The sequence below is a fragment of the Hyphomonas sp. TMED31 genome (assembly GCF_002172815.1).
Taxonomy (GTDB): domain Bacteria; phylum Pseudomonadota; class Alphaproteobacteria; order Caulobacterales; family Hyphomonadaceae; genus Hyphomonas; species Hyphomonas atlantica.
In genome coordinates, this window is record NZ_NHCK01000009.1 from 1 (window position 1) to 21,204 (window position 21,204).

The following is a 21,204-nucleotide window of genomic DNA, read 5'->3' on the forward strand; positions in this document are numbered from 1 at the left end:
CATGATCGCCGAAGCGCTGCGCGAGCCCGTGACGGACATCATTGATGCTGTTAAGATTGCGCTGGAAGCCATGCCGCCTGAACTGGCCGCCGACATTGTGGACCGCGGCATTGTTCTGACGGGCGGTGGCGCCTTGCTGCGCAATCTCGACACGGTCATTCGCGAGCAGGCTCAGCTGCCGGTAATGATCGCCGACGATCCGCTGAAATGTGTTGTGAATGGCTGCGGGCACGTGCTCGAGAATTTCACGAAGATGCGTACGGTGCTTTCACCGGAAGTCTGACATCATGAGCAGACAGGGGTAACACGCAAAGGGACAGGCCAATGGCGCGCCTCGGCCGATCAGCAACGAAGAGTCAGAAACGCTCTCCCAAGCGTCTGATCCTCGGCGTGTTCATTTTTGCTGCCGCTGCCCTTGTCCTTGCGCAATCTGCCCCGCAAATCCGTTCCATGTTCAATCCCGTCCGCACAACGGTTGGCGACCAGTTTGGCGGCAATGAGGGGATGAATGTCTGGGCCTGGGTCACCGGTCAGGCCAAGCGCGAGCGCCGCATCAAGGAACTCGAAGCCGAGGTGCGAAACCTGTCGCGCTACAAGGCTGCCGCCATTTCAATGGCTGAGCGGCTTGAGGCCTATGAAGAGATCCTGAATTTGATGGGCGAGCCGCCCGCGCGCGGCGTAACGGCCCGCGTAACCGCAGAGAATGACGGGCCATTCGCGCAGACAATTCTGGCCAATGCTGGCCGGGCACAAGGCGTTGAGCCGGGGGCGGTCGCGCTGAATGAAGGCGGCCTTGTCGGCAGGGTGATCCAGCTTGGCGAATATTCTTCCCGTATCCTGTTGATCACGGACTTCAACAGCCGTGTGCCTGTGATGGGCGAAGTCAGCGGTGTGCGCGCCATTCTCTATGGTGGCCGGGATGGCCTCGGCAGCCTGACGGATTTGCCGGAAAGAGACGCCTTCGTCGAAGGCGAACGTATTCTGACTTCAGCCGAGGGCGGAGCATTCCCGCGCGGTCTGGTGGTGGGAGAAGTGCGCAAGTCCGGGGATGACTGGCGTGTGAAATTCTCGATGGCGGAGCGCGACGGAGGATACGTCCAGATGATCCCGCCGCCAGAGATCGTGAAACCGATGGCGCTTCCGGTGGAGGAAGTCGAGCCAGCGGCCAGCCCGACACAGGGAGCGCGCCAATAGAATGTCACGCTCCAGCAGCCGTCCCAATCGAAGCCTGTGGTCGCAGACTGGCCCAACGCCCCGCCTCCTGTTCGGGGCGTTTGCGATTGCTGCCATTGGTCTGCTTGGGCTGACTCCGCGCGAATTCTTCGGGTTTTCAATCGCATGGCCATATGCTGCGCTCTGGGGTGCCGTAGGCTGGGGCAGGGTGGGCCTGTCGGTGCGCCCGATGATCTTGCTGATCATTTTCGGATTGGTGCAGGATGTGACCTTCCACGCGCCGATTGGCTGCTTCGTGATCCTGAACCTGCTCGCCTATGGCGCCAGCGCGGCGATTGCGGACATGTTCGACGTCATGAACGAGCCGCTGATCGCCATTCTTTCGCCGATCTTGCTGTTCTCGGGCGCCTTCCTGTTGCTTTGGCTCATGGCGTCGACCTTGGAAGATCATGCCGTCCGGGTGCTGCCTTTGGTGGCGTCGCTGATGACGACGGGGCTGGTGTATGCGGTGCTGAACAAAGTGTTTGATCTGGGCCGCCTGCCCGGTGAGAGTGTGGGGCAAGCCTCATGAGCAAGAAACCCGCCGATCTCGATCACGCATTCACACGTCGCGCCGCCATTGCGGGTGCAGCGGGCGGGCTTGTCTGGGCCGGTTTGATCGGGCGTCTGTTCCAATTGCAGATCCTGGATCAGGAACGCTATCAGGCGCAGGCCGAGGCAAACCACATCAAGCTGCAACTNGCCCCGCCGCAACGGGGGCGAATCCTGGACCGTTTTGGCCGCCCGTTGGCGTCGCATCGCCGGGCGGGCCGNATCTCCATTATTCCGGAACAGGCCGACAATCCCGANGANACNCTGGCACGCATCGCGTCCCTGATCGAGGTGCCGGACCAGCGCCTGGAGCGGATCGCGAATGAAGTTCGCATGAGCCGTCGTCGCAATGCNGGCTTCGTGCCGGTCACGGTCGCGCANGANCTGACCTATGAAGACTTTGCACGGATGAACGTGCATGCNGCGGAGATGCCGGGCGTCAACGTCGAGATGGCGCTGACGCGCTCCTATCCTCGCGGNCGNGACTTNGCCCATGTGCTGGGNTATGTCGCNCGCGCAAGCCAGGATGATCTTGTGCGCCTGACTGACGACATGAGCGACAAGGAAGCTGAAACGCTGAAAACCATGTTCCGGCATCCCGACATGCGCACGGGTCGTCAGGGTATGGAGCGTTTCGCCGAGGAATGGCTGCGCGGCAAGCCCGGCTATCGCAAGCTCGTCACCAATGCGCATGGCCGCGTGATTGAGGAAATCCCGGATGAGCGGTTGGCGCCGACGCCGGGGCGGGATCTGTTCGTGACCATCGATTCCGACCTCCAGCGTGTGGCGATTGAGCGTTTCGAGGGCGAAAGCGGCGCAGCCGTGGTGCTCGATGTGGAAAGCGGCGACGTGCTGGCCATGGTGTCCACACCGGCCTTCGACCCGAACGATTTTGTAAACGGTATTTCGTCTGCGGATTATGCAGAGCTGCGCGACAATAATCGCTCGCCGCTTTATCCGCGTGCGCATGGCGGGGTGTATCCGCCGGGCTCCACCTTCAAGATGGTGGTTGCGACGGCCGCACTGGAGGCGGGCGTGATCAAGCCGACCGACCGGGTACATTGCAACAGCTACTACCATTTCGGTAACCGCACCTGGCATTGCTGGAAGCGGGGCGGGCACGGTTCGGTCAATCTGCATACGGCCATCAAGGGGTCGTGCGACGTCTACTTCTATGAAATTGCCCGCCGCACCGGCGTTGACAAGATCGCTGAGGTCGCCCGCAAATTTGGCTTCGGCGAAGACTGGGTTCTGGGCATGACCGGCGGACGGGGCGGTCTTGTGCCGGACCGGGAATGGAAACAGCGCGTCCGCAAGGAAAACTGGTACGAAGGCGAAACGCTCAATTTCGGAATTGGCCAGGGGCAACTCGGCACGACTCCACTGCAGCTAGCCTTGATGACGGCGCGCATCGCATCAGAGGGCAAGCCCTTCACACCGCGCATGATCGGCATCGGTCCGAACTCGGCGGACGACCATTCGCTGGATGCGCCGCTGGATGCAGAAATCATGAAGCTGATGAAAGCGGGGATGTATGGCGTGACGTCGGAGGGTGGCGGCACGGCCTATCGCTCTGGCGATCTGGGCCTCGGAGGGCCGCGCCTCGCCGGCAAGACGGGGACAGCACAGGTACGACGCATCACCCGCGAAGAGCGCCTCAGCGGCGTACGCTCGGGCAGTGAGATTGCGCGCGAGCTGCGCGATCATGCCCTGTTCGTGGCTTATGCGCCCGCCGATAATCCGAAATACGCCATCTCTGTCGTGGTCGAGCACGGGGAGGGCGGTTCGCGCACAGCGGCTCCGGTGGCGCGCGATATCCTGCATTTCGCGCTCAAGACCGATAGCCGTCGCAAGCCGACCTATTCTCAAAGTGCTTCCCTGCCGGCCTCGATGAAGGATGAGGGAGAGCCGACATGAACCGCGAAGGTTTTACCGGTTTTTCGCGAGGCGAAGCGCGGACACGAACGGCGACATCGCTGAGCTTTGAAAATCAGGGCGTGCTCGAAAAGCTTATGCGCCTGCCTTGGGGGTTCATCCTCCTCATCGCGGCGATGGCGCTGACCGGCATTGCGATGCTCTATTCTTCGGCGCACACGAACCCGGTCGAGGCGCATCTCTGGAAACTTCAGTTGGTGCGCCTGGTCATCTGTTTCGTGATGATGATCGGCCTTGCCATGCTGCCGCTGTCCTGGTGGATGCGGCTGGCGTTTCCGGCCTATGCTGGCACGCTGGTATTGCTTGTGCTGGTCGAACTCATGGGTGTGACAGGCGGCGGCGCGCAGCGCTGGTTGCAGGTCGGGCCTGTGGCCGTTCAGCCTTCGGAGTTTGCAAAGCTGGCCGTAACGCTGGCGCTCGCGCGATACTACCAGATGATACTGCAGCCCCAGACAGGGCGCATTCTCGTACACCTCGGCGCATTGGCGATCATCCTGTTGCCTGCGGCCCTGATCTTCAAACAGCCGGACTTCGGAACCACGCTTGCTCTGGTTGCTTCCGGCGGGGTCGTGATCTTCCTCGCTGGCCTGTCGGTGCGCATCATTACGGCCGTGATTGTCGGCGGTGTCGCGTCCGTCTGGCCGGTGTACCAGTTCGTGCTGGCACCTTACCAGCGTGAACGGGTGGATACCTTCCTCGCCCAATTGTTTGGCGAGTCAACCAACGCGCTCGGCGAAAGCTACCAGATCGAGCAGGGCAAGATTGCCATCGGCGCAGGAGGCTTCAATGGCCGCGGTTTCCTGCAAGGAATCCAGTCGCAACAGGATTATGTGCCTGAACAGCATACCGACTTCATTCTCACCGTGATTGCGGAGGAGTTCGGCTTCCTCGGATCGACGGCCCTGCTGGTCGGATTTGCTGTCTTGCTGGGATGGTCGCTCTACAGTGCAGCGCGGTCTGTCAGCTGGTTCGGGCGGCTGGCGTCGGCAGGGGCGGTGGCCACGGTCGCATTCTATATCGTGTTCAATGTGGGCATGGTATTGGGGCTCTTGCCCGTCGTGGGAATGCCCTTGCCATTGATCTCTTATGGCGGCACAGCCATGCTGACGACAATGGCGTGTTTCGGCCTGATCATCGCGGCGCACATGCACCGGGATGAAAAGCTGACGGCGCGCGGAATATTTTAGCTCTAAAACATAACAATCGTTGATTTTTGTTTTGCCGTCGATAGGTTCGCGCAAAACTTTGACCCGGGGAGAGGGCATATGGCAGGAGAAATTGGCCGCAAGACGGACCATTGGGGCTCGCGCTTTGGATTTATCATGGCCGCGGTCGGCTCATCGGTCGGATTGGGCAATTTCTGGCGCTTCCCATTCACTGCAGGTGAAAATGGCGGCGGCGCATTCATCATCATCTATCTGATTTGCGTCCTGTTCCTCGGCCTTACCGTGCTGATGGCAGAATATGCCGTGGGACGGAAATCCGGCATGTCGGCGATTGAGGGCATTCACTCTCTCGCGCGCGCCGAAAACAAGAGTGAGAACTGGCAGGTTGTCGGCTGGATCGGAACGCTGGGCTCGTTCTTTATCCTTACCTTCTACATCGTGATCTCAGCCTGGGTTCTGGCCTTCATTCCCCAGGCCTTCGACGGCACTTTCACACGCTTCGCAGATGAAGCGGCGCGCCTCACTGCAGAGACCGGCACAACTGTCAGTCTTGCAGATGTATCCTCCACCAATTTCGGCCAGACGATCAGCAATAAATACATGATCGGCACATTGCTTGCGGCCTTCATTGCGCTGAATACGTTCATCGTGGCGCGCGGCGTGAAGGGGGGCATTGAAAAAGCAGCCACCTTCCTGATGCCTGCCTTCTTCATCCTGCTGATTGGCATTGTCGGCTTTGCGCTCGTTGAGGGTGACGCCGGTGCTGCAGCCAGCTTCCTGCTGACTCCGGATTTCAGCAAGGTCACCATGGCCACCTTCCTGGAAGCCGTGGGCCAGGCCTTCTTCTCGCTGTCCGTCGGCTCCTGCCTGATGGTCACCTATGGGGCCTATCTCAGCCGCGATACCAACATTCCACGCTCATCGGCCATTGTGGCGAGCGCCGATACGATGGTGGCGCTGATCGCTGGCTTTGCGATCTTCCCGATCGTGTTTGCCTTCGGGGCGGACCCGGCCGGCGGACCGGGCCTGTTCTTCGTGTCGATGCCAATCGCATTCAGCCAGATGGGCGCGCTGGGCGTCTGGGTTGGCGGAGCCTTCTTCCTGCTGGCCCTGTTTGCGGCCTTCACGTCTTCGATCTCATTGATGGAAGTGGGCGTTGCGTGGCTGGAAGAGCGCGAAGGCGTCACCCGTCCCGGGGCAGCAATGGGCATTGGCTTCGTCCTGTTCATGATCGGCATGGGCTATGTCTTCTCATCAGACTTCATCGACTTTGCTGACATCATCACCGGCAACATCATGCTGCCGCTCTGCGCCTTGTTGCTGGCGGTGTTCGCGGGCTGGATCCTCAGCCGCGAGATGCTGACCAGTGAGCTTGGCGAAGGGACGATCATGAATCTCTGGCGCTTCATGTGCCGCTGGGTTGTGCCACCTGCGCTGGCCTTCATCCTCGTGCTTGGCACACTGACCAAGCTTGGCGTGATCTAGGCAACAGCACACACAAGACATGCGGAGAAGGGGGCGTCTATGCGCCCCCTTTTCTTATATGGGGACAGGTAGAAACAGCCCGCCAATCCGGCGCGCGGAATTCTGCGGCAGGATGGTTCCTGTCACCGGACTTTCTGGCTTTCCTGTTCCGGTGGGGCGAACGAGGCGATGCGTTCTCCCGGCGGCGGAAGGTGCAGGGTCGCAACCTGAACTTCCCCAATACCAAAACCTGACGCGGCCTCTGTCTCTTCCGCCCGTCACACTCTTCGTAAAACCGGAAGGCGCGGCCTGTCCGGCCTTTTGTGTTACGCCTTGATCAGGTCGGCATACTGGATGGCAAAATCGTCCGTTGCCTGGATCAGCTTGTCGACAATGCCGGGCTCCATGGAGGAGTGACCTGCATCCGGAATGATGTGGATGTCGGCTTTTGGCCAGGCCTTTGAAAGCGCCCAAGCGGTGGAGAGTGGTGTCACCACATCATACCGGCCGTGCACGATCACACCGGGCACATCCTTCAGCTTGGTTCTGGCTTCTTCCAGCAACCAATTGTCCGACGCGAAGAAGCCGCGATTGACGAAATAGTGGCATTCGATCCGGGCGAAAGCGTCGACGAAATCATCTTCATTGAACCGGGCAGGGGTTGTCGTTGGCCCCTTGATGGACAGGGTTTCGCCTTCCCAGCGCGACCAGGCGCGGGCGGCGTCGATGCGTGCCTGCTTGTCGTCGCCGATCAGGCGCTTGTGGAAGGCCATCAGAAGATCGTCGCGCTCGTCCTCCGGGATCGGCTTGATGTAGCGGTCATAGGCATCCGGGAACAGACGGCTGGCGCCGGATTGGTAGAACCACTGGATCTCGGCTTTCGAGACGAGAAAGATGCCGCGCAGGACGAGGCCGAGCGTGCGATCCGGATGGGTCACGCCATAGGCCAGCGACAGGGTGGAGCCCCATGAGCCGCCAAACACCAGCCATCTGTCGACGCCGAGGGCATCCCGAATCGACTCCATGTCATCGATCAGGTCCCAGGTCGTGTTTTCTCGCAATTCAGAGTGCGGGGTGGAGCGCCCACAGCCGCGCTGATCGAACAAAATGATGCGATATTTGCCCGGATCGAAAAAACGCCTCATTTCTGGGCTTGAGCCGCCTCCGGGGCCTCCATGTACGGCAATGACAGGAATCCCGTTCGGATTCCCCGATTCTTCCCAGTAAATTTCGTGAATTTCGCTGACTCGCAGCCTTCCAGAGCGTCTGGATTCCAGTCTCGGATACAAAATGCGGCGGTTGGAGCGTCTGTTCATGCAGTTTTCACTTATTCTCAGTCATATTGTGCGGTGTTACTGGACTTGTGCCAGTGGCAACCGTAAACATTATTGCAGGTGTGGTCCCAATCAGGTGTGCAGGTGGCTGTCAAATGCGTAGTATAGTTCTGGGTGCATCCCTATGCCTTCTGGCAGGATGCGCAACCGTTTCGATGGTATCCGGTGAGACTTCGGTTGAAACCAGTCTCACACAATCCCAGTCTGCCCTGCGTAAAGTTTCTGCTGAATATTGCACCGATGCCGTCAAGAAGGGCTGGATTGAAGCAACCGGCGGCTTGGCTGGCTTTGCGTCCACGCTGATCAACGGAAAATCTGACGACGAAACCCGCGACTATGCTTCCCGCATTGGCGCGAAATCGGATGCACCCTCGCTGGTGCTGGCACGCATCGTATCGGACGCTCAGGCCGCTCGTACCGGTCTGGCGGATGTCAGCCGAGAAGCCCGCGATGTGCTCGAAACCGGCGGGCAGGATTCNGCCACCCGCGCCGATGTGATGAGCTATGAGCGGGCCCTGGTGCGCGCACAGATGGCCTATCGCAACTTCCAGGGTGCCCTTGGCGATGTCACGTCCCGGTCCGACATGGACATGGATATCGCGCCAGTTGACCGGGAGCTCAAATCGTTCGCAGACACGATCGACGACGCCCGCGATACGGCAGATGGTCTTGCTGACAAATACGCCTCGCTTAGCCGTTCGACTTCTTAAGTCGCGTCTCTAGGCTGCCTTTCGAGCGCCNAAGGCGCAGAGGGCCCATCCCACCAGCAATCCAACGCCGCCAATCGGGGTGATCGCCCCGAACCAGCGCGGCGCGCCCAACGCCATCNCGTANAGCGTTCCGGCAAAGATGATCGTCCCAATNGCAAACGCCCAGCCCGCCTTGCGCAGCAGGCCGGTGTTGCCGTGCAGGGAAATGGCCAGCGCNGCGACAGAATGCGGCAAGGCATAGAGCGTTGCCGTGTGCCACCAGTCAGTGCCTTCAGCCGTCAGAACACTTTCCAGCCCATGCGCACCAAAGGCGCCCAGCGCCACGGCTGCAAAGCCCAGAAGGCCGGCGATCAGTCCCAATGCATTCATGCCATTCCACTCGGTTCTCTCGGGATCGCATAGGTCACAACTGCATGACTTGACGGCTTGTCTGCGCCTTCGATCCGTACATCCACTTCCATGACGGCCAAAGCCTGACCGATCTTCAATATACGCGCATCCGCGACGACCACATCCCCGATACAAGGTCGCAGGAAGTTGATGCTGAGATTGCTGGTCACGGTCATGGGCTCATGGCCCGTCTTCGTCATCACGGCCATATAGGCGGCGGAGTCGACCAGCGACATCTGCGTCGGTCCGGAAATGTANCCGCCGGGGCGCAAATTCGATTCATCCGCCACGAGGCGCATCACGGCCCGGCCATCTTCCATCAGCGTGACTTCAGTTCGATTGTCTTTNGTCGCGAATGCGCCGCGCAGGAATGTGTTGGCTTCGTCTGCCGTCATCTTGGTCATGATTTTTTGGGCTCCCTTTGCGTCACGGCTTGAACCGTCTGTGTGTGTCGTTCACCCTAGCTGCGGGACGTTGCCCGCCAAGTGGTGACGCGAAGGAAGGAAACGACATGCTGACAGCCGGAGATGAGTATCCGATTCACCAGACACCGGAACCTGTGGCCTTTTCAGGCTCCGACCGGAATTTCTACGACCGCTATTTCTTCAATGGCTATTCTCCCGATGGCGAGACGTTCTTCGCCGCGGCGATGGGCATTTATCCGCACCTGAACATTATCGACGCTGCCGTGTCCGTTCTGAGGGGCGGTAAGCAACATTCGGTCTTCTTTTCCCGTCCGCTGAACATGGAGCGGATGAATACCTTTGTTGGCGGCTTTTCAGTAGAAGTGGTCGAACCGCTGAAGCGCATACGGCTGAAGGTTGAGGAAACCGAAGGCATTGCGCTGGACCTTGTCTTCGAGGGGCGGGCCTTCCCGATCGAGGAGCCGCGCTTCACNCGCCGCCAGGGGCCGCGCATGCTGATGGATGTGACGCGCATGACGCAGAACGGCCGCTGGGCTGGCAAGCTGCGCATTGATGGCACAGAGATCGATGTCTCACCGGNNAGCTGGACGGGAACGCGTGACCGCAGCTGGGGCGTACGTCCGATCGGGGCGCAGGATACACAGCCGCTGATCCCGCCGCTGCCGCCNCAATTCTACTGGATCTGGACGCCNACCAATTTCCCGAACCTGTCCATGTTCTATCATGTGAACCATGANGAGGCNGGTGAGGCGTGGAACACGCGCGCCGTGCTGGCGATGGATGGCGCAGGGCAGGGCGATCTGATCCATCTCGACAAGCCGCATATGGATATCCAGTACACGTCCGGAACGCGGCGGATGAAATCTGCGAAGCTGCACCTTGAAGACGGTCAGGGCGGCGCGCATACGGTGAGCTTCGAGCCGTTTGGTACCTTCCTGATGAAGGGCATTGGCTATGGCCATCCGGAGCGCAAGCATGGCTCGTATCAGGGCGATCAATTATCCGTATTGCGCGAAGACTACGAACCGGAAAAGCTGGCGTGGCAGCAGCCNGAGAATCTGCACATTCAGGCCATTGCCCGCGCAAGGCATGAAGGCCCGAACGGGTTGTCCTCCGAAGGGATCGGCGCATTCGAGCAATTGTTCATGGGCCCGCATGCGCCAAGCGGCTTCAAGGATATTCTGGACGGCGCGGCCTAGCCCCAGAGTTCGGGCTTCGGTGGGCTGATCATTCCNTCCGTATAGGTCAGGCCGTCTNCCACATCCTCGGCGAGCCAGAGTGGTCCGTCGAGGTCGGTGGCATCCGCAAGGCCAGCCAGCAAGACAGCAGGCGCCATGGAGATGGAGCCTGCGACCATGCANCCAATCATGACATTCATGCCGCTTGCCCGGGCAGCCTGCACCATGCGGATCGCTTCAGTCAGGCCNCCGGTCTTGTCGAGCTTTACGTTGACCGCATCATAGCGACGGGCAAGGTCCTGTATCTCTGCGCTNGTGTGCGCGCTTTCGTCNGCGCACACTGNTACCGCGCCGGGCCGACGCAGCAAGGCCTCGTCCTTGCCAGCGGGGAAGGGCTGCTCGACCAGAACGACGCCCAGTTCTGCGGCGCGCTTCATGATGCCGGGGAANTGGTCCACCAGCAGNCCNTCATTGCCATCCACGATCAGGCGCGCATCCGGGCGGGCCGCATGAACCGCTTCGATCCGGTCAAGATCCTCCGGGCCGCCAAGCTTTAGCTTCAGGAGCTTGCTCGGCGTGGATTTGGCCGCCTCTCCCATCGCTTCGGCGGTGTCGAGACTGACCGTCACGGCGGTTTCNACCGGCCCGGGTTCAGGCAGGCCCGCCAGTTTCCAGACAGGCGTGCCGGTCAGCTTCGCTTCAAGGTCCCANANCGCGCAGTCCACGGCGCACCGTGCGGCGCCAGCTGGCATCGCGTCCTGAAGGGCATCCCGGCTCAGCCCGTCTTCGATTTGCGCNCGCATCTCCTCNATCGCGGCGCGCACGCCGGGCTGGGTTTCGCCATAGCGCGGATAGGGCACGCACTCCCCACGGCCAACAGCGCCATCCTGGCGTATGGTTACCAGAATGGTCTCCGCGCTGGTCTTCGCACCGCGCGAAATGGTAAACGCGCGCTTCAGGGGCGAAGAAAAATCAGTGATTTCAAGGGTCCGCTTGGCCATGTATGGTCCTGATAGATGAAATTTGAACAATCCTGCTTTTCAGGTCTTAAGCATGTTTGGATAGGGTGGGCAGGTATAAAAGTATTGCATGGCAAACCCTAACACCCCCGAATTCGCGCTGGAAACCAGCGACGAACAGACTGTGCTCCGCGTCTCGGGCGACTGGACGGTGCGCACGGTTCAGATCGTGGATGAGGATTTGCGCGCCCTGGAAAGTGGGGCGGGTGTGACACTGGACGTATCGGGTCTGGGCCAGCTGGATACGGCCGGAGCGTTCGTCATTGACCGCACATTGCGCCAATTGTCAGACGCGCCTGCAGATATTGTGGGAGACCATCGGAACGCCGAAAACCTGATCGGTCAGGTTCACGCGGTCACCGATGTGGACGAGCCCAAACGCCCGGCGCATGGCGGATTGGTCGACATGCTGGAACGCACCGGTCGCGGCTTCATGAACATGCTGTCCGAGTCGCGGGACATGCTCGCTTTTCTGGGCGAGACGCTGGTGACGACGTTCCGTCTGGTGCTGACGCCTTGGAAGCTGCGCTGGACGTCGATTGTGTCTGTCCTGGAAGAGGCCGGTCTCGATGCGATGCCGATCATCGCCTTCCTGTCGTTTTTTGTCGGCATGGTGGTCGCCTTTATCGGCGCGACGACTTTGCGCGACCTCGGATCTGAAATCTTCGTCGTTGAACTGATCGGCTTCGCCATGTTGCGAGAGCTGGGCGTGATGATGACCGGGATTGTGTTGGCGGGGCGAACCAATTCCTCCTTCACGGCGCAGATCGGCACAATGAAGATGCGTCAGGAAATCGACGCGATGCAGACACTCGGCCTTAAACCGATGGACGTTCTGGTCGCGCCGCGAATTCTGGCGATGGTGGTTGCAACGCCGGTGCTGGCATTTGTTGGCACGATTGCGGGAATTGCGGGCGGCGTGATGGTGGGCTGGATGGCGCTGGACATCAATCCGGCCCTGTTTCTGGATCGGTTGCAATCCAATGTTCCGCTGGACCAGTTCTGGGTGGGCATGTCCAAGGCACCCGTGTTTGGCTTTGTCGTGGCACTGATTGCCTGTCGGCAAGGCCTGAACGTTGGCGGGTCAGTCCAGTCGCTGGGCAGCAAGACGACGACATCGGTGGTGCAGGCCATATTCTCGATCATCGTGATCGATGCATTGTTTGCCATCTTCTACATGGAGATGGGCATATGACCGATGATTTCATCATCCGCATACGCGACCTCAAGACAGCCTATGGCAGCCATGTTGTTCATGAGCATCTGGACCTTGATATCCGGCGAGGCGAAATCATCGGCATTATCGGCCCGTCCGGCTGCGGCAAGTCCGTTCTGCTGCGGGCGATTACCGGCCTCAAGGAACCGGCAGCGGGCAGCATTGAAGTGTTTGGCAAGCGTCTGGAGACGCTGGACGCCGAAGAACGCGCCGCGGTCGAGCGTAGCTGGGGGGTGATGTTCCAGGATGGCGCGCTGTTCTCGAACCTCACCGTGCGTGAAAACGTCATGGTGCCGATGAAAGAGCATACNGAGCTATCGCCGCAACTTTGCCGAGAGCTNGCNGACATGAAGATCCTGATGGCCGGNCTGCATGCCGATGCGGGGCCCAAATTCCCGTCGGATTTGTCCGGCGGCATGCGCAAGCGGGCCGCACTTGCCCGCGCGCTGGCGCTGGATCCGGAGCTCTTGTTCCTGGACGAGCCGACAGCCGGGCTCGACCCGATCACGGCGGCCAATTTCGATGCCCTGATCCGCGATCTTCAGCGCGCATTAGGCCTGACTGTCTTCCTTGTGACGCATGATGTGGATACGCTGCATGCGACGTGTGACCGGATTGCCGTGCTTGGCGAGAAACGCGTGCTGGCGGTCGGAACAATTGATGAGTTGAGGGCCTTTGATCATCCCTGGGTCCAGGAATATTTCGGAGGTCCGCGTGGGCGGGCCGCTGCGGGACACTAGAAGAGGAGCCCGGAGACAATGGAAACACGTGCGAATTATGCGCTGATCGGTGCGTTCGTTATCATAGCGACCATGGCGGTTGCAGTCTTCACATTGTGGCTGGGCCAGTCGCAATTCCGTCAGGATTTCGAAGCCTATGACATCGTCTTCGAAGGCCCGGTGTCTTTGGAGCAGGGGGCGTCCGTCCGCTATATCGGCATCAAGGTGGGTGAAGTGTCCTGGGTGCGGATTGATCGGGGGGATCCGTCAAAGGTTCGCGCCCGCATCCGCGTCGATTCCGAAACGCCGGTTAAGGTGGACTCCACCGCCTCGATTCAGTTGGCGGGTATCACGGGCATTACCTTTGTTCAGATCACGGCAGGCACACCGAACGCGGCCTCCCTGCGTGCGCGGCCCGGACAGCCCGTTCCTGTGATCAAGGCAGAACGCACCCAACTGGATGAGATCTTTGCCGGTGGCGCCGAAGTGCTTGGCAAGGCGACGCGCACGATTGAGCGGGTCAATCTGGTGCTGACCGATGAGAATATCGAATCCCTTTCCAAGACGCTGACCAATATCGAGCGACTCAGTGGCCAGCTTGCCGCCACGGATGGCACAATGGCGCAGGCGACGACCACGTTGCGAGATGTGTCCGCTGCGGCGCAACGGTTTGAAGAGGCCTCGGCCTCCTTCGGATCTTTCAGTTCCAATGCGGACGCGCAGATCACTCAGTTTGGCGGTGAAGCCAATGCGCTGATCGCTGATCTGAGAAACGTCACGGAGAACGCGAATACAGCCGTAGAAGAGAGCAATCGCGCCATCTCAGCCGCGGCCGATGCGATTGAAGGCCCGGCGACGGACGCGCTTCAGGATGCTCGTCTGGCCAGCCGTGATCTGCGCGTGTTGATCGCGCGGCTGGACCGGGTGGCGCGTGAACTTGAACAGAACCCACAGGGCTTCGTGGTCGGTGACCCGGCCCCGTATGAGGAGAGCCGATAGATGATCCGTAAGCTTGCTACCTGCCTCGCAACGGGCGTTGCCGCCTTTGGCCTGGCCGCCTGTGTCTCTGTCTTGCCGGAACCGAAAGTGCCGCAAGGGTTGTACCGGTTTGCCGCCGTTGAGACGGTGTATGATCTTGAAGCATCCATCGTCGTTCGCGAACCGGAAGCGTCGCGCCTTGTCGCCGGACGGGCCATTGCAGCGGAGGATTCCTCCGGTGCGCTGAGGCTGGTGCCGAATGTGGAGTGGACCGATTCCTCCACGCGCCTGATCCAGATGGCAATGCTGGATGCGCTGGAAGGGAATGGATCGGGCAAGGCGATTGTGCCGGAGACGGGCGCGCTTGCAGAATATGAACTTGCGTGGCAGGTGACCGATTTCACCCTGTCCGGAACGACGGGGCGGTGCCGGGTACGTGCGACCCTTCTCGAAGGGGCATCGCGGGATGTTCTGGATCAGACGATTGTTTCAACCACGCAGCAGGCCGATGGCGATTCCAATGCAGACCGCGCCAAGGCGCTGGCAGGGGCCGGGCGGGCCTGCGTGGACGAAGTTGCCGGCTTTGTCAGCCAGTACATCAACGCCCACGCGGCCGAACCCGAAAGCTGAGCTAGCCGCTCTTCATCTGGTCGAACGGCAGGTCCTTGTCGACCCGGACATCCTGAGGCAGTCCAAGAACACGTTCGGCGATGATGTTCTTCAGGATCTCGTCCGTACCGCCAGCAATGCGCAGGCCAGGGGCCCACATGAAGCTCTGCTGGAAGATGGCGTCGGCTGGCATCCGGTCTGAATCCGTCAGGATGCCGTAATGGTCCTGCATCTCGATGGCCGAGTTGCAGATATCCTGAAGATGGTTGGCCGTGATGATCTTGCCGATCGAGTTTTCCGGTCCCGGTGTCTGGCCGCGCGACAGGGCCGTCTGTGTGCGGAACTTGGTCAGCTTGTAGCCTTGCGCTGCGACATACCAATCCGCCAGCTTCTCGCGGAAGGCCTGATCCGACATGGTGCCGGCCTCTTTGGCGTAGGCCATGATCTCCGCCCAGTCCGGGCCCGGCGATCCGCCCACGGCGAGGCGTTCGTTCATCAGCGTGACGATGGCCACTTTCCAGCCNTGNCCGACATCGCCGAGGCGNTCGGAATCCTTGATNCGGACNTCGGTGAAGTAGACTTCGTTGAANTCNCGNCCGCCAGATGCCTGGTGGATCGGGCGAACTTCAACGCCAGCCTGNTTCATGTCCACGATGAACATGGTCAGGCCCTTGTGCTTTGGCACGCTCGGATCGGTCCGCGTCAGNAGGATGCCATAGTCGGAATAATGCGCGCCGGAGGTCCAGACCTTCTGGCCGTTGATGACCCATTCGTCGCCATCTTTCACGGCGCGGGTCTTCAGGCCTGCGACGTCAGATCCTGCGGACGGCTCCGAGAAGAGCTGGCACCAGATTTCCTCGCCTTTCAGCGCCTTGCCGACATAGCGTTTCTTGTGCTCGTCAGACCCGAAGGCAATGACGGTCGGGATGCACATGCCAAGGCCGATGGTGAACGGGCCGGTNGGCGCNTCGAACTTGCCTTCTTCCTGGTTCCAGATGACCTGCTGCATCGGTGTGCCNCCACGGCCGCCGATNTCCTTTGGCCANGTGATCTGGGCGTAGCCNTTCTCAGCNTTCGTTTTCTGCCATTCCTTGGCGCGGCGCATGAATTCAGAGCCNTCGACGCGCTGGCGCAGGGGCTTGTCGCCTTTTGGGTCAAGGTGTTTGCCGAGGAAAGCGCGTGCTTCGGCGCGGAATTCGGCTTCTTCTTTGGTATCGTTGAAGTCCATGTCTGTTTCCTCCTTATGCGGCGTTCTTGTTTTCGAGGGTGCGGACGAGTTTCTCTTTCCACACTTTCGGGGCGCCGGCCTGAACGGCCAGCAGCTTGGCGCGGCGATAGAAGAGGTGGCAGTCCACCTCCCATGTGAAGCCCATGCCGCCATGAGTCTGGATGTTTTCCTTGGAAGCNAACCAGAAGGCTTCGCAGGCCGCGATACGGGCCGCAGCAGCCGCTTCCGGCAGTTCCGCTGCGCCGGTGGAGACCGCCCATGCACCGTAGAAACAGTTGGAGCGGGCCACTTCGTTCTTCACATACATTTCGGCCAGCTTGTGCTTGATNGCCTGGTTGCCNCCAATCGGACGGCCGAACGCGTAGCGCTCTTTTGCNTANTCNGTCGCCATTTCCAGCGCGCGGGATGCTCCGCCCAGCTGTTCGAAGGCGAGCAGCACAGCGGCGTGATCCAGAATCTGGTCGTTCAGCATTTCGCCGTCGCCAGCGTTTCCGAGGCGTGTGGCCGGGGCCTTGTCGAAGACGATCTCGGCATGGCTGCGGGTCGGGTCCAGCGTCTGAAGCGTCTTGCGGGTAACGCCTTCACCGGTCAGGTCCACGAGGACGAGGCTTGCGCCGGAGCCTTCCTTGGCCAGCACGACGGCATGTGTTGCCACATCGCCATCGGTGACAGGCACTTTCGTGCCGGAGAGGGTGGAACCGTCGAATGTGGTTTTCAGATTGGCCGCAGTCGGATTGCCGGGGCCTTCGCTGGCGGCGTAGCAGCCGACGACGTCACCGCTGACGATGCGGGGCAGGACATCTGCCTGTTGTTCGGACGAGCCAGCNATCTTCAGCGCTTCGGTGAAGAAGTAGACGGTCGACGCCCACGGCACTGGCGCGAGCACGCGGCCCATNTCTTCTGCCANTACGCAGACTTCCAGCAGGCCGAGNCCAAGGCCGCCATGTTCTTCCGGAATGGCGGTGCCGAGCCAGCCCATTTCGACGACTTTNTTCCAGACGTCGGCATTGTGGCTGACATCATCATCGTTCAGGACCAGACGGACAGCCGTCATCGGGCATTCGGATTCCAGGAATTTCCGGGCTTCATTGCCGAGGAATTTCTGGTCTTCGGAAAAGTCGAAGTTCATGTCGCTTGCGCTCCCCTTGCTGGCCGTTGGGCCACTCTATTTTCTNCAATGACCGAGAAAATAGCGCGCTTTACGTGCGCGGAAACCCGTCACCCAACGGAAACGCCTGAATCCACTTTGGATTGGGAAAAATGCGGGTTGCGTGAAATTTGATCGTTCCGCTTCACGGCCCTGAAAGACCCGGATGGCATTTACCGGCGTTGAGATCGGGAGCTGTTGATGGCCAAGGCCGTATTTCACAAGGCGCAGCGCGTCTTCGTAAAGCCCGTAGGAACCTGGGCGTTGATCGAGCAAGTCATTCCCCATTGGGTGAAGGACGTGGACGAGCCCCTGCGCGTTACCTATGAGTGCGGATTGGGGCGCAGCTTTCAGGCGCATGAGCTGTCGGCTGACGACACGTCACCGACTGAAACGCGCCTGCACCGTCCCGAGAATGACGAAATCATGCTGGAACACTGGCATATCGTGCGGCGCAAGGCGAAATGGCGCGCGCGCATTGGCGGGCCGGACCTCAGCGAAGTCGGAACGTTTCCGGTTGTTATCACCGATGAGGAAGACCTGAGCGGCTGGCGTGTGTCAGGCAGTGAGTATGACCGCGACCCGCAGCGCATCGAACACCAAGCGCGCATGATTGCCTGNACGCCGGACCTGTTGCAGACGGCGCGGCAAGTGGCGGACCAATATGAAGAGTCCCCTGACGCGTTTCCTCCAGAGTTGAAAACTGTCGCGCAGCGTTGCGCCTCCATCCTGCGATTTGTCTATGAGCTGGACGAGGAAGACGTAAAGCATTCAGCGACGGTCGCCGCCGAATAGGCGCCAATCCCCCCGCAAGAGCGTGACGATTGCGAGGCCGATGATCGCGCCCGCCACATTGGCTGCAATGTCGAGCCAGGATCCCTCTCGGCCTGCATCGCCCATCATCTGCGCAATTTCCATCGTCATGCCGTAGGTCGCAGCGATTGCGAAACCGGCCAGCACGCGCGCTTTGCCAATTCCGAATGCAACGCCCAGCGGGGCGGCGAGGGCGGCATACGCGACGAAGTGTTTGATCTTGTCTGAAAATTGGGGGGCAGGGGCCTCGGTGGCTGGGATGAGTGACAGGTAGCAGATTGTCGCCGCGATGATCAGCGCCGCCATCGCAGCGAGTATCCGCAGGGCGGGATGGGTGAGCAGGGTCGTCATATATAAATCCGGCTTTCTGCAAGCTACTGGGCGCTGGCCCTCGACGTTGCCAGTGCAAATCCCTAACTGGAAGACTGGAATTCTGTTTGCCGGAGAAAACATGCGCACTGAAGCCCCCGTTGCCGTCCAATTGTCCGATTACACCGCCTATCCGTTCGAAATCGAACAGGTGGACCTCAGGTTTGACCTTCACCCGGACGCGACTCTGGTGCGGGCGGACCTCAAGATCCGGCGCACGGGTGCCGCGGACGCCGCACTGGAACTGGACGGGGAAGCGCTGGAGCTGAAATCCATCGCAATTGATGGCGCGCCTCTGCCGGAGAGCGCCTATGAGCTGACCGAAAGCGGGCTGACCCTTAAGGACGTGCCGGATGCCTTCACACTGGTGACGGAAGTCGAGATTGCGCCATCGAAGAACACGGCCCTTTCGGGCCTTTACATGTCCGGTGGTCGCTTCTGCACGCAATGCGAAGCCATCGGGTTTCGTCGCATCACCTTCTATCCGGACCGGCCAGATGTGATGAGCCGCTTCACGGTACGGATGACGGCGGACAAGGAANCCTACCCCATCCTCCTGTCGAACGGGACGCCGGGCGAAACGGGTGATGTGGATGATGGACGCCACTTCGCGGTGTGGGATGATCCGCACAAGAAGCCTGCCTATCTCTTTGCGCTCTGCGCGGGGGATTATGATGTCTATCGCGACCAGTTCACCACGATGAGCGGCAAGGTGATCGACCTCGCCATCCATGTCGACAAGGGCGATGCGGACCGTGCTGCCTGGGCCATGGACAGCCTCAAGCGCTCGATGAAGTGGGATGAGGAGACCTATGGCCGGGAATATGATCTTGGCGTGTTCAACATCGTGGCCGTGCGGGATTTCAATTTCGGCGCNATGGAGAACAAGGGTCTGAACATCTTCAACTCCGCCTATGTGCTGGCCGATGAAGCCAGNGCGACGGATGCGGATTTCGAAGCCATTGAGAGCATTGTCGCCCACGAATATTTCCACAACTGGACGGGTAACCGGATCACTTGCCGTGACTGGTTCCAGCTGTGCCTGAAGGAAGGCCTGACAGTCTTCCGTGATCAGAACTTCTCTGCCGACATGCGCTCGCGTCCGGTGCAGCGGATCAAGGATGTCATCCGTCTGCGCGCCCGTCAGTTTGCCGAAGACGCAGGCCCGCTGGCGCATTCCGTGCGGCCTGAAACCTATGGCGCGATCGACAATCTCTACACGGCAACCGTGTATGAGAAAGGCGCTGAAGTCATCGGTATGCTGCGCCGGATCCTGGGCGAGGAAACCTATCGCAAGGGGATGGACCTTTATTTTGACCGCCACGACGGACAGGCGGTCACGATCGAAGATTTCTATGCCTGCTTCGAAGANGTCAGCGGCGATGATTTCACCCAGTTCCGCCTCTGGTATTCGCAGGCCGGAACACCTGAAGTNAGCGTGGAGGAATCCTGGAACCCGGAAACCCGCGAAGTGGCCGTGACGCTGAAACAGCGCGTGCCGGCAACGCCGGGNCAGNCCAACAAGAAACCCATGCTCATCCCNATGGAAATGGCCCTGATTGATGATGAAGGGAACATGGCCGAGTGGATTACGCTGTTCGAAGATGAAGAACTGACGCTGACCTTTGACCTTCCCGAAGGATCGGAGCGTCCGCTGGTATCCATCAANCGGGACTTCACGGCGCCGATCCGCCTGAAGCGCAATCTGGACCGTGAAACGCAACTGGCAATGATCCGTCTGGAGACGGACCCGTTCAACCAGTGGGACGCCGTGCAGGCGCTCGCCAAACAGGAAATCCTTGCTTTGTCCGAAGGTTCGCAGGCCGAGCCAGACGATGCGCTGGTCGATGCGATTGCTGCGGCNGTCACCGGGGCATCGGATGATCCGGCCTTTGCTGCGCTGCTGGCGCGCTTGCCGGATGTGAATGAATTGTTCCTTGAGCGCCAGCCCGCTGACCCTGTCGCGCTGGATGCGGCGCGCAAGAAGCTTCAGGCAGCGCTCTATGGCAAGCTGAGNCAGTTCGCCGACAGCGTGTTGGGTGAATCATCGACGCAAGCCTATGATCCGGGGGCAGAGCANGCAGGCGAACGCGCCCTCCGCACGGCGCTGATNGGTCTGTTGGCGGCGTCTGGCGCGGATGAGGCAGGCGACCGCCTCCTGTCGCTCTACAAGGCCGCGACCAACATGACCGAGAAACTGGCCGCGCTGCGCGGGCTGGCCGGTCTTGACGGCGAGGCTCGCGAGACAGCGTTGGCGGACTTTGAAGCAGAATGGACGTCCAATCCGCTCGTCATGGACAAATGGTTCGGCGTGCAGGCCGGGACAGGCGATGCGGCCACCATCGAGAAACTCGCGGCGCATTCCGCCTTCGATTTGCGTAATCCGAACCGCGTACGCTCAGTCGCAGCAGCTTTCGCGATGCAGAATCTGGCCGGCTTCCATGCCCCGGATGGTTCCGGCTATCGTGTGGTCGAGGATATCATCCTGAAAGCTGACAAGGTGAACCCCGCACTTGGCGCTCGGCTTCTGACCGCATTCGAACAATGGCGGAGCCTGGAACCAAAGGCAAAAGCGGAGGCAGAGGCCTGCCTGCGCCGGCTGCAAGCTGCTGATTTGTCAAAGAATTCTGCCGACATCGTTTCACGCGCGCTTGGCTAGGGACAGAATCACCCCGGCTTTGGGTTAACGAATTCTTTCTCTTTGTTAAGAATTGCGCAACAATTACGCCCGAGAAGCTGA

At 60.3% G+C, this 21,204-nt stretch carries 20 protein-coding genes; 13 read left to right on the top strand and 7 right to left on the bottom strand.

Annotated features, from left to right (window positions below; translation table 11 throughout):
• The 6 genes from CBB91_RS01085 to CBB91_RS01110 all read left to right on the top strand — a co-directional run.
• Positions 1–283: rod shape-determining protein (locus CBB91_RS01085; RefSeq protein ID WP_273011218.1), on the top strand; the 283-nt coding region annotated here is incomplete at its 5' end.
• Between the two features lie 41 nt (positions 284–324).
• Positions 325–1,194 (top strand): rod shape-determining protein MreC, encoded by an 870-nt coding sequence (gene mreC / locus CBB91_RS01090; RefSeq protein WP_051602618.1) that lies wholly within the window; start codon positions 325–327, stop codon positions 1,192–1,194.
• 1 nt (position 1,195) lies between these two features.
• A complete protein-coding gene (locus CBB91_RS01095) occupies positions 1,196–1,744 on the top strand; it encodes a hypothetical protein (RefSeq protein WP_035550808.1) in 549 nt (182 codons plus the stop codon).
• Positions 1,741–3,681 (top strand): penicillin-binding protein 2, encoded by a 1,941-nt coding sequence (mrdA, locus tag CBB91_RS01100; protein ID WP_273011221.1) that lies wholly within the window; start codon positions 1,741–1,743, stop codon positions 3,679–3,681. Before CBB91_RS01095 ends, mrdA begins: the two co-directional genes overlap by 4 nt.
• Entirely contained in the window at positions 3,678–4,886 is a 1,209-nt protein-coding gene (gene rodA, locus CBB91_RS01105; protein ID WP_273011222.1) for a rod shape-determining protein RodA, read from the top strand. The genes mrdA and rodA overlap by 4 nt, the downstream gene beginning before the upstream one ends.
• A gap of 78 nt (positions 4,887–4,964) precedes the next feature.
• On the top strand, positions 4,965–6,350 hold the full coding sequence (locus CBB91_RS01110; RefSeq protein WP_035550813.1) for a sodium-dependent transporter: 1,386 nt from the start codon (positions 4,965–4,967) through the stop codon (positions 6,348–6,350).
• 305 nt (positions 6,351–6,655) lie between these two features.
• Here the strand turns inward: CBB91_RS01110 and pip are convergent, their stop codons facing one another.
• The 3 genes from pip to CBB91_RS01125 all read right to left on the bottom strand — a co-directional run bounded on the left by pip (position 6,656) and on the right by CBB91_RS01125 (position 9,167).
• Positions 6,656–7,645: a prolyl aminopeptidase gene (gene pip / locus CBB91_RS01115; protein WP_273011224.1), complete on the bottom strand. Its 990-nt coding sequence runs from the start codon at positions 7,643–7,645 to the stop codon at positions 6,656–6,658.
• Between the two features lie 737 nt (positions 7,646–8,382).
• Positions 8,383–8,742: a DUF423 domain-containing protein gene (locus tag CBB91_RS01120; RefSeq protein WP_273011226.1), complete on the bottom strand. Its 360-nt coding sequence runs from the start codon at positions 8,740–8,742 to the stop codon at positions 8,383–8,385.
• Positions 8,739–9,167 (bottom strand): PaaI family thioesterase, encoded by a 429-nt coding sequence (locus CBB91_RS01125; protein ID WP_035550823.1) that lies wholly within the window; start codon positions 9,165–9,167, stop codon positions 8,739–8,741. The genes CBB91_RS01120 and CBB91_RS01125 overlap by 4 nt, the downstream gene beginning before the upstream one ends.
• A gap of 107 nt (positions 9,168–9,274) precedes the next feature.
• Here CBB91_RS01125 and CBB91_RS01130 point away from each other — a divergent pair, with 107 nt between their 5' ends.
• Complete coding sequence (locus CBB91_RS01130; protein ID WP_273011229.1) at positions 9,275–10,387, top strand: hypothetical protein; 1,113 nt, start codon at positions 9,275–9,277, stop codon at positions 10,385–10,387.
• Here the strand turns inward: CBB91_RS01130 and dgcA are convergent.
• A complete protein-coding gene (dgcA, locus tag CBB91_RS01135; protein ID WP_273011230.1) occupies positions 10,384–11,367 on the bottom strand; it encodes an N-acetyl-D-Glu racemase DgcA in 984 nt (327 codons plus the stop codon). The genes CBB91_RS01130 and dgcA overlap by 4 nt on opposite strands.
• A gap of 88 nt (positions 11,368–11,455) precedes the next feature.
• Between dgcA and CBB91_RS01140 the strand changes: the two genes are divergently transcribed.
• From CBB91_RS01140 to CBB91_RS01155, 4 genes are all read left to right on the top strand, one after another.
• The gene (locus tag CBB91_RS01140; protein WP_273011231.1) at positions 11,456–12,580 is read left to right on the top strand and encodes an ABC transporter permease; all 1,125 of its coding nucleotides are present in this window, start codon (positions 11,456–11,458) and stop codon (positions 12,578–12,580) included.
• Positions 12,577–13,341 (top strand): ATP-binding cassette domain-containing protein, encoded by a 765-nt coding sequence (locus CBB91_RS01145; protein WP_035550833.1) that lies wholly within the window; start codon positions 12,577–12,579, stop codon positions 13,339–13,341. Before CBB91_RS01140 ends, CBB91_RS01145 begins: the two co-directional genes overlap by 4 nt.
• Positions 13,342–13,359: 18 nt before the next feature.
• Positions 13,360–14,319 carry an MlaD family protein gene (locus tag CBB91_RS01150; protein ID WP_035550836.1) on the top strand — a complete coding sequence of 320 codons (960 nt, stop codon included), beginning with the start codon at positions 13,360–13,362 and terminating at the stop codon, positions 14,317–14,319.
• Complete coding sequence (locus CBB91_RS01155; protein WP_273011233.1) at positions 14,320–14,928, top strand: ABC-type transport auxiliary lipoprotein family protein; 609 nt, start codon at positions 14,320–14,322, stop codon at positions 14,926–14,928.
• Between the two features lies 1 nt (position 14,929).
• Here CBB91_RS01155 and CBB91_RS01160 read toward each other — a convergent pair whose 3' ends face one another.
• Complete coding sequence (locus tag CBB91_RS01160; protein ID WP_273011236.1) at positions 14,930–16,135, bottom strand: acyl-CoA dehydrogenase family protein; 1,206 nt, start codon at positions 16,133–16,135, stop codon at positions 14,930–14,932.
• A gap of 13 nt (positions 16,136–16,148) precedes the next feature.
• On the bottom strand, positions 16,149–17,264 hold the full coding sequence (locus CBB91_RS01165) for an acyl-CoA dehydrogenase family protein (protein ID WP_273011238.1): 1,116 nt from the start codon (positions 17,262–17,264) through the stop codon (positions 16,149–16,151).
• 219 nt (positions 17,265–17,483) lie between these two features.
• On the opposite strand from CBB91_RS01165, the gene CBB91_RS01170 reads away from it, so the two are divergent.
• Positions 17,484–18,077, top strand: a complete 594-nt coding sequence (locus CBB91_RS01170; protein ID WP_273011241.1) for a hypothetical protein — start codon at positions 17,484–17,486, stop codon at positions 18,075–18,077.
• Here the strand turns inward: CBB91_RS01170 and CBB91_RS01175 are convergent.
• On the bottom strand, positions 18,054–18,446 hold the full coding sequence (locus tag CBB91_RS01175) for a VanZ family protein (protein ID WP_273011243.1): 393 nt from the start codon (positions 18,444–18,446) through the stop codon (positions 18,054–18,056). The genes CBB91_RS01170 and CBB91_RS01175 overlap by 24 nt on opposite strands.
• Positions 18,447–18,546: 100 nt before the next feature.
• On the opposite strand from CBB91_RS01175, the gene pepN reads away from it, so the two are divergent.
• Positions 18,547–21,123: an aminopeptidase N gene (gene pepN / locus CBB91_RS01180; protein ID WP_273011245.1), complete on the top strand. Its 2,577-nt coding sequence runs from the start codon at positions 18,547–18,549 to the stop codon at positions 21,121–21,123.
• The last annotated feature ends 81 nt before the right edge of the window (positions 21,124–21,204 follow it).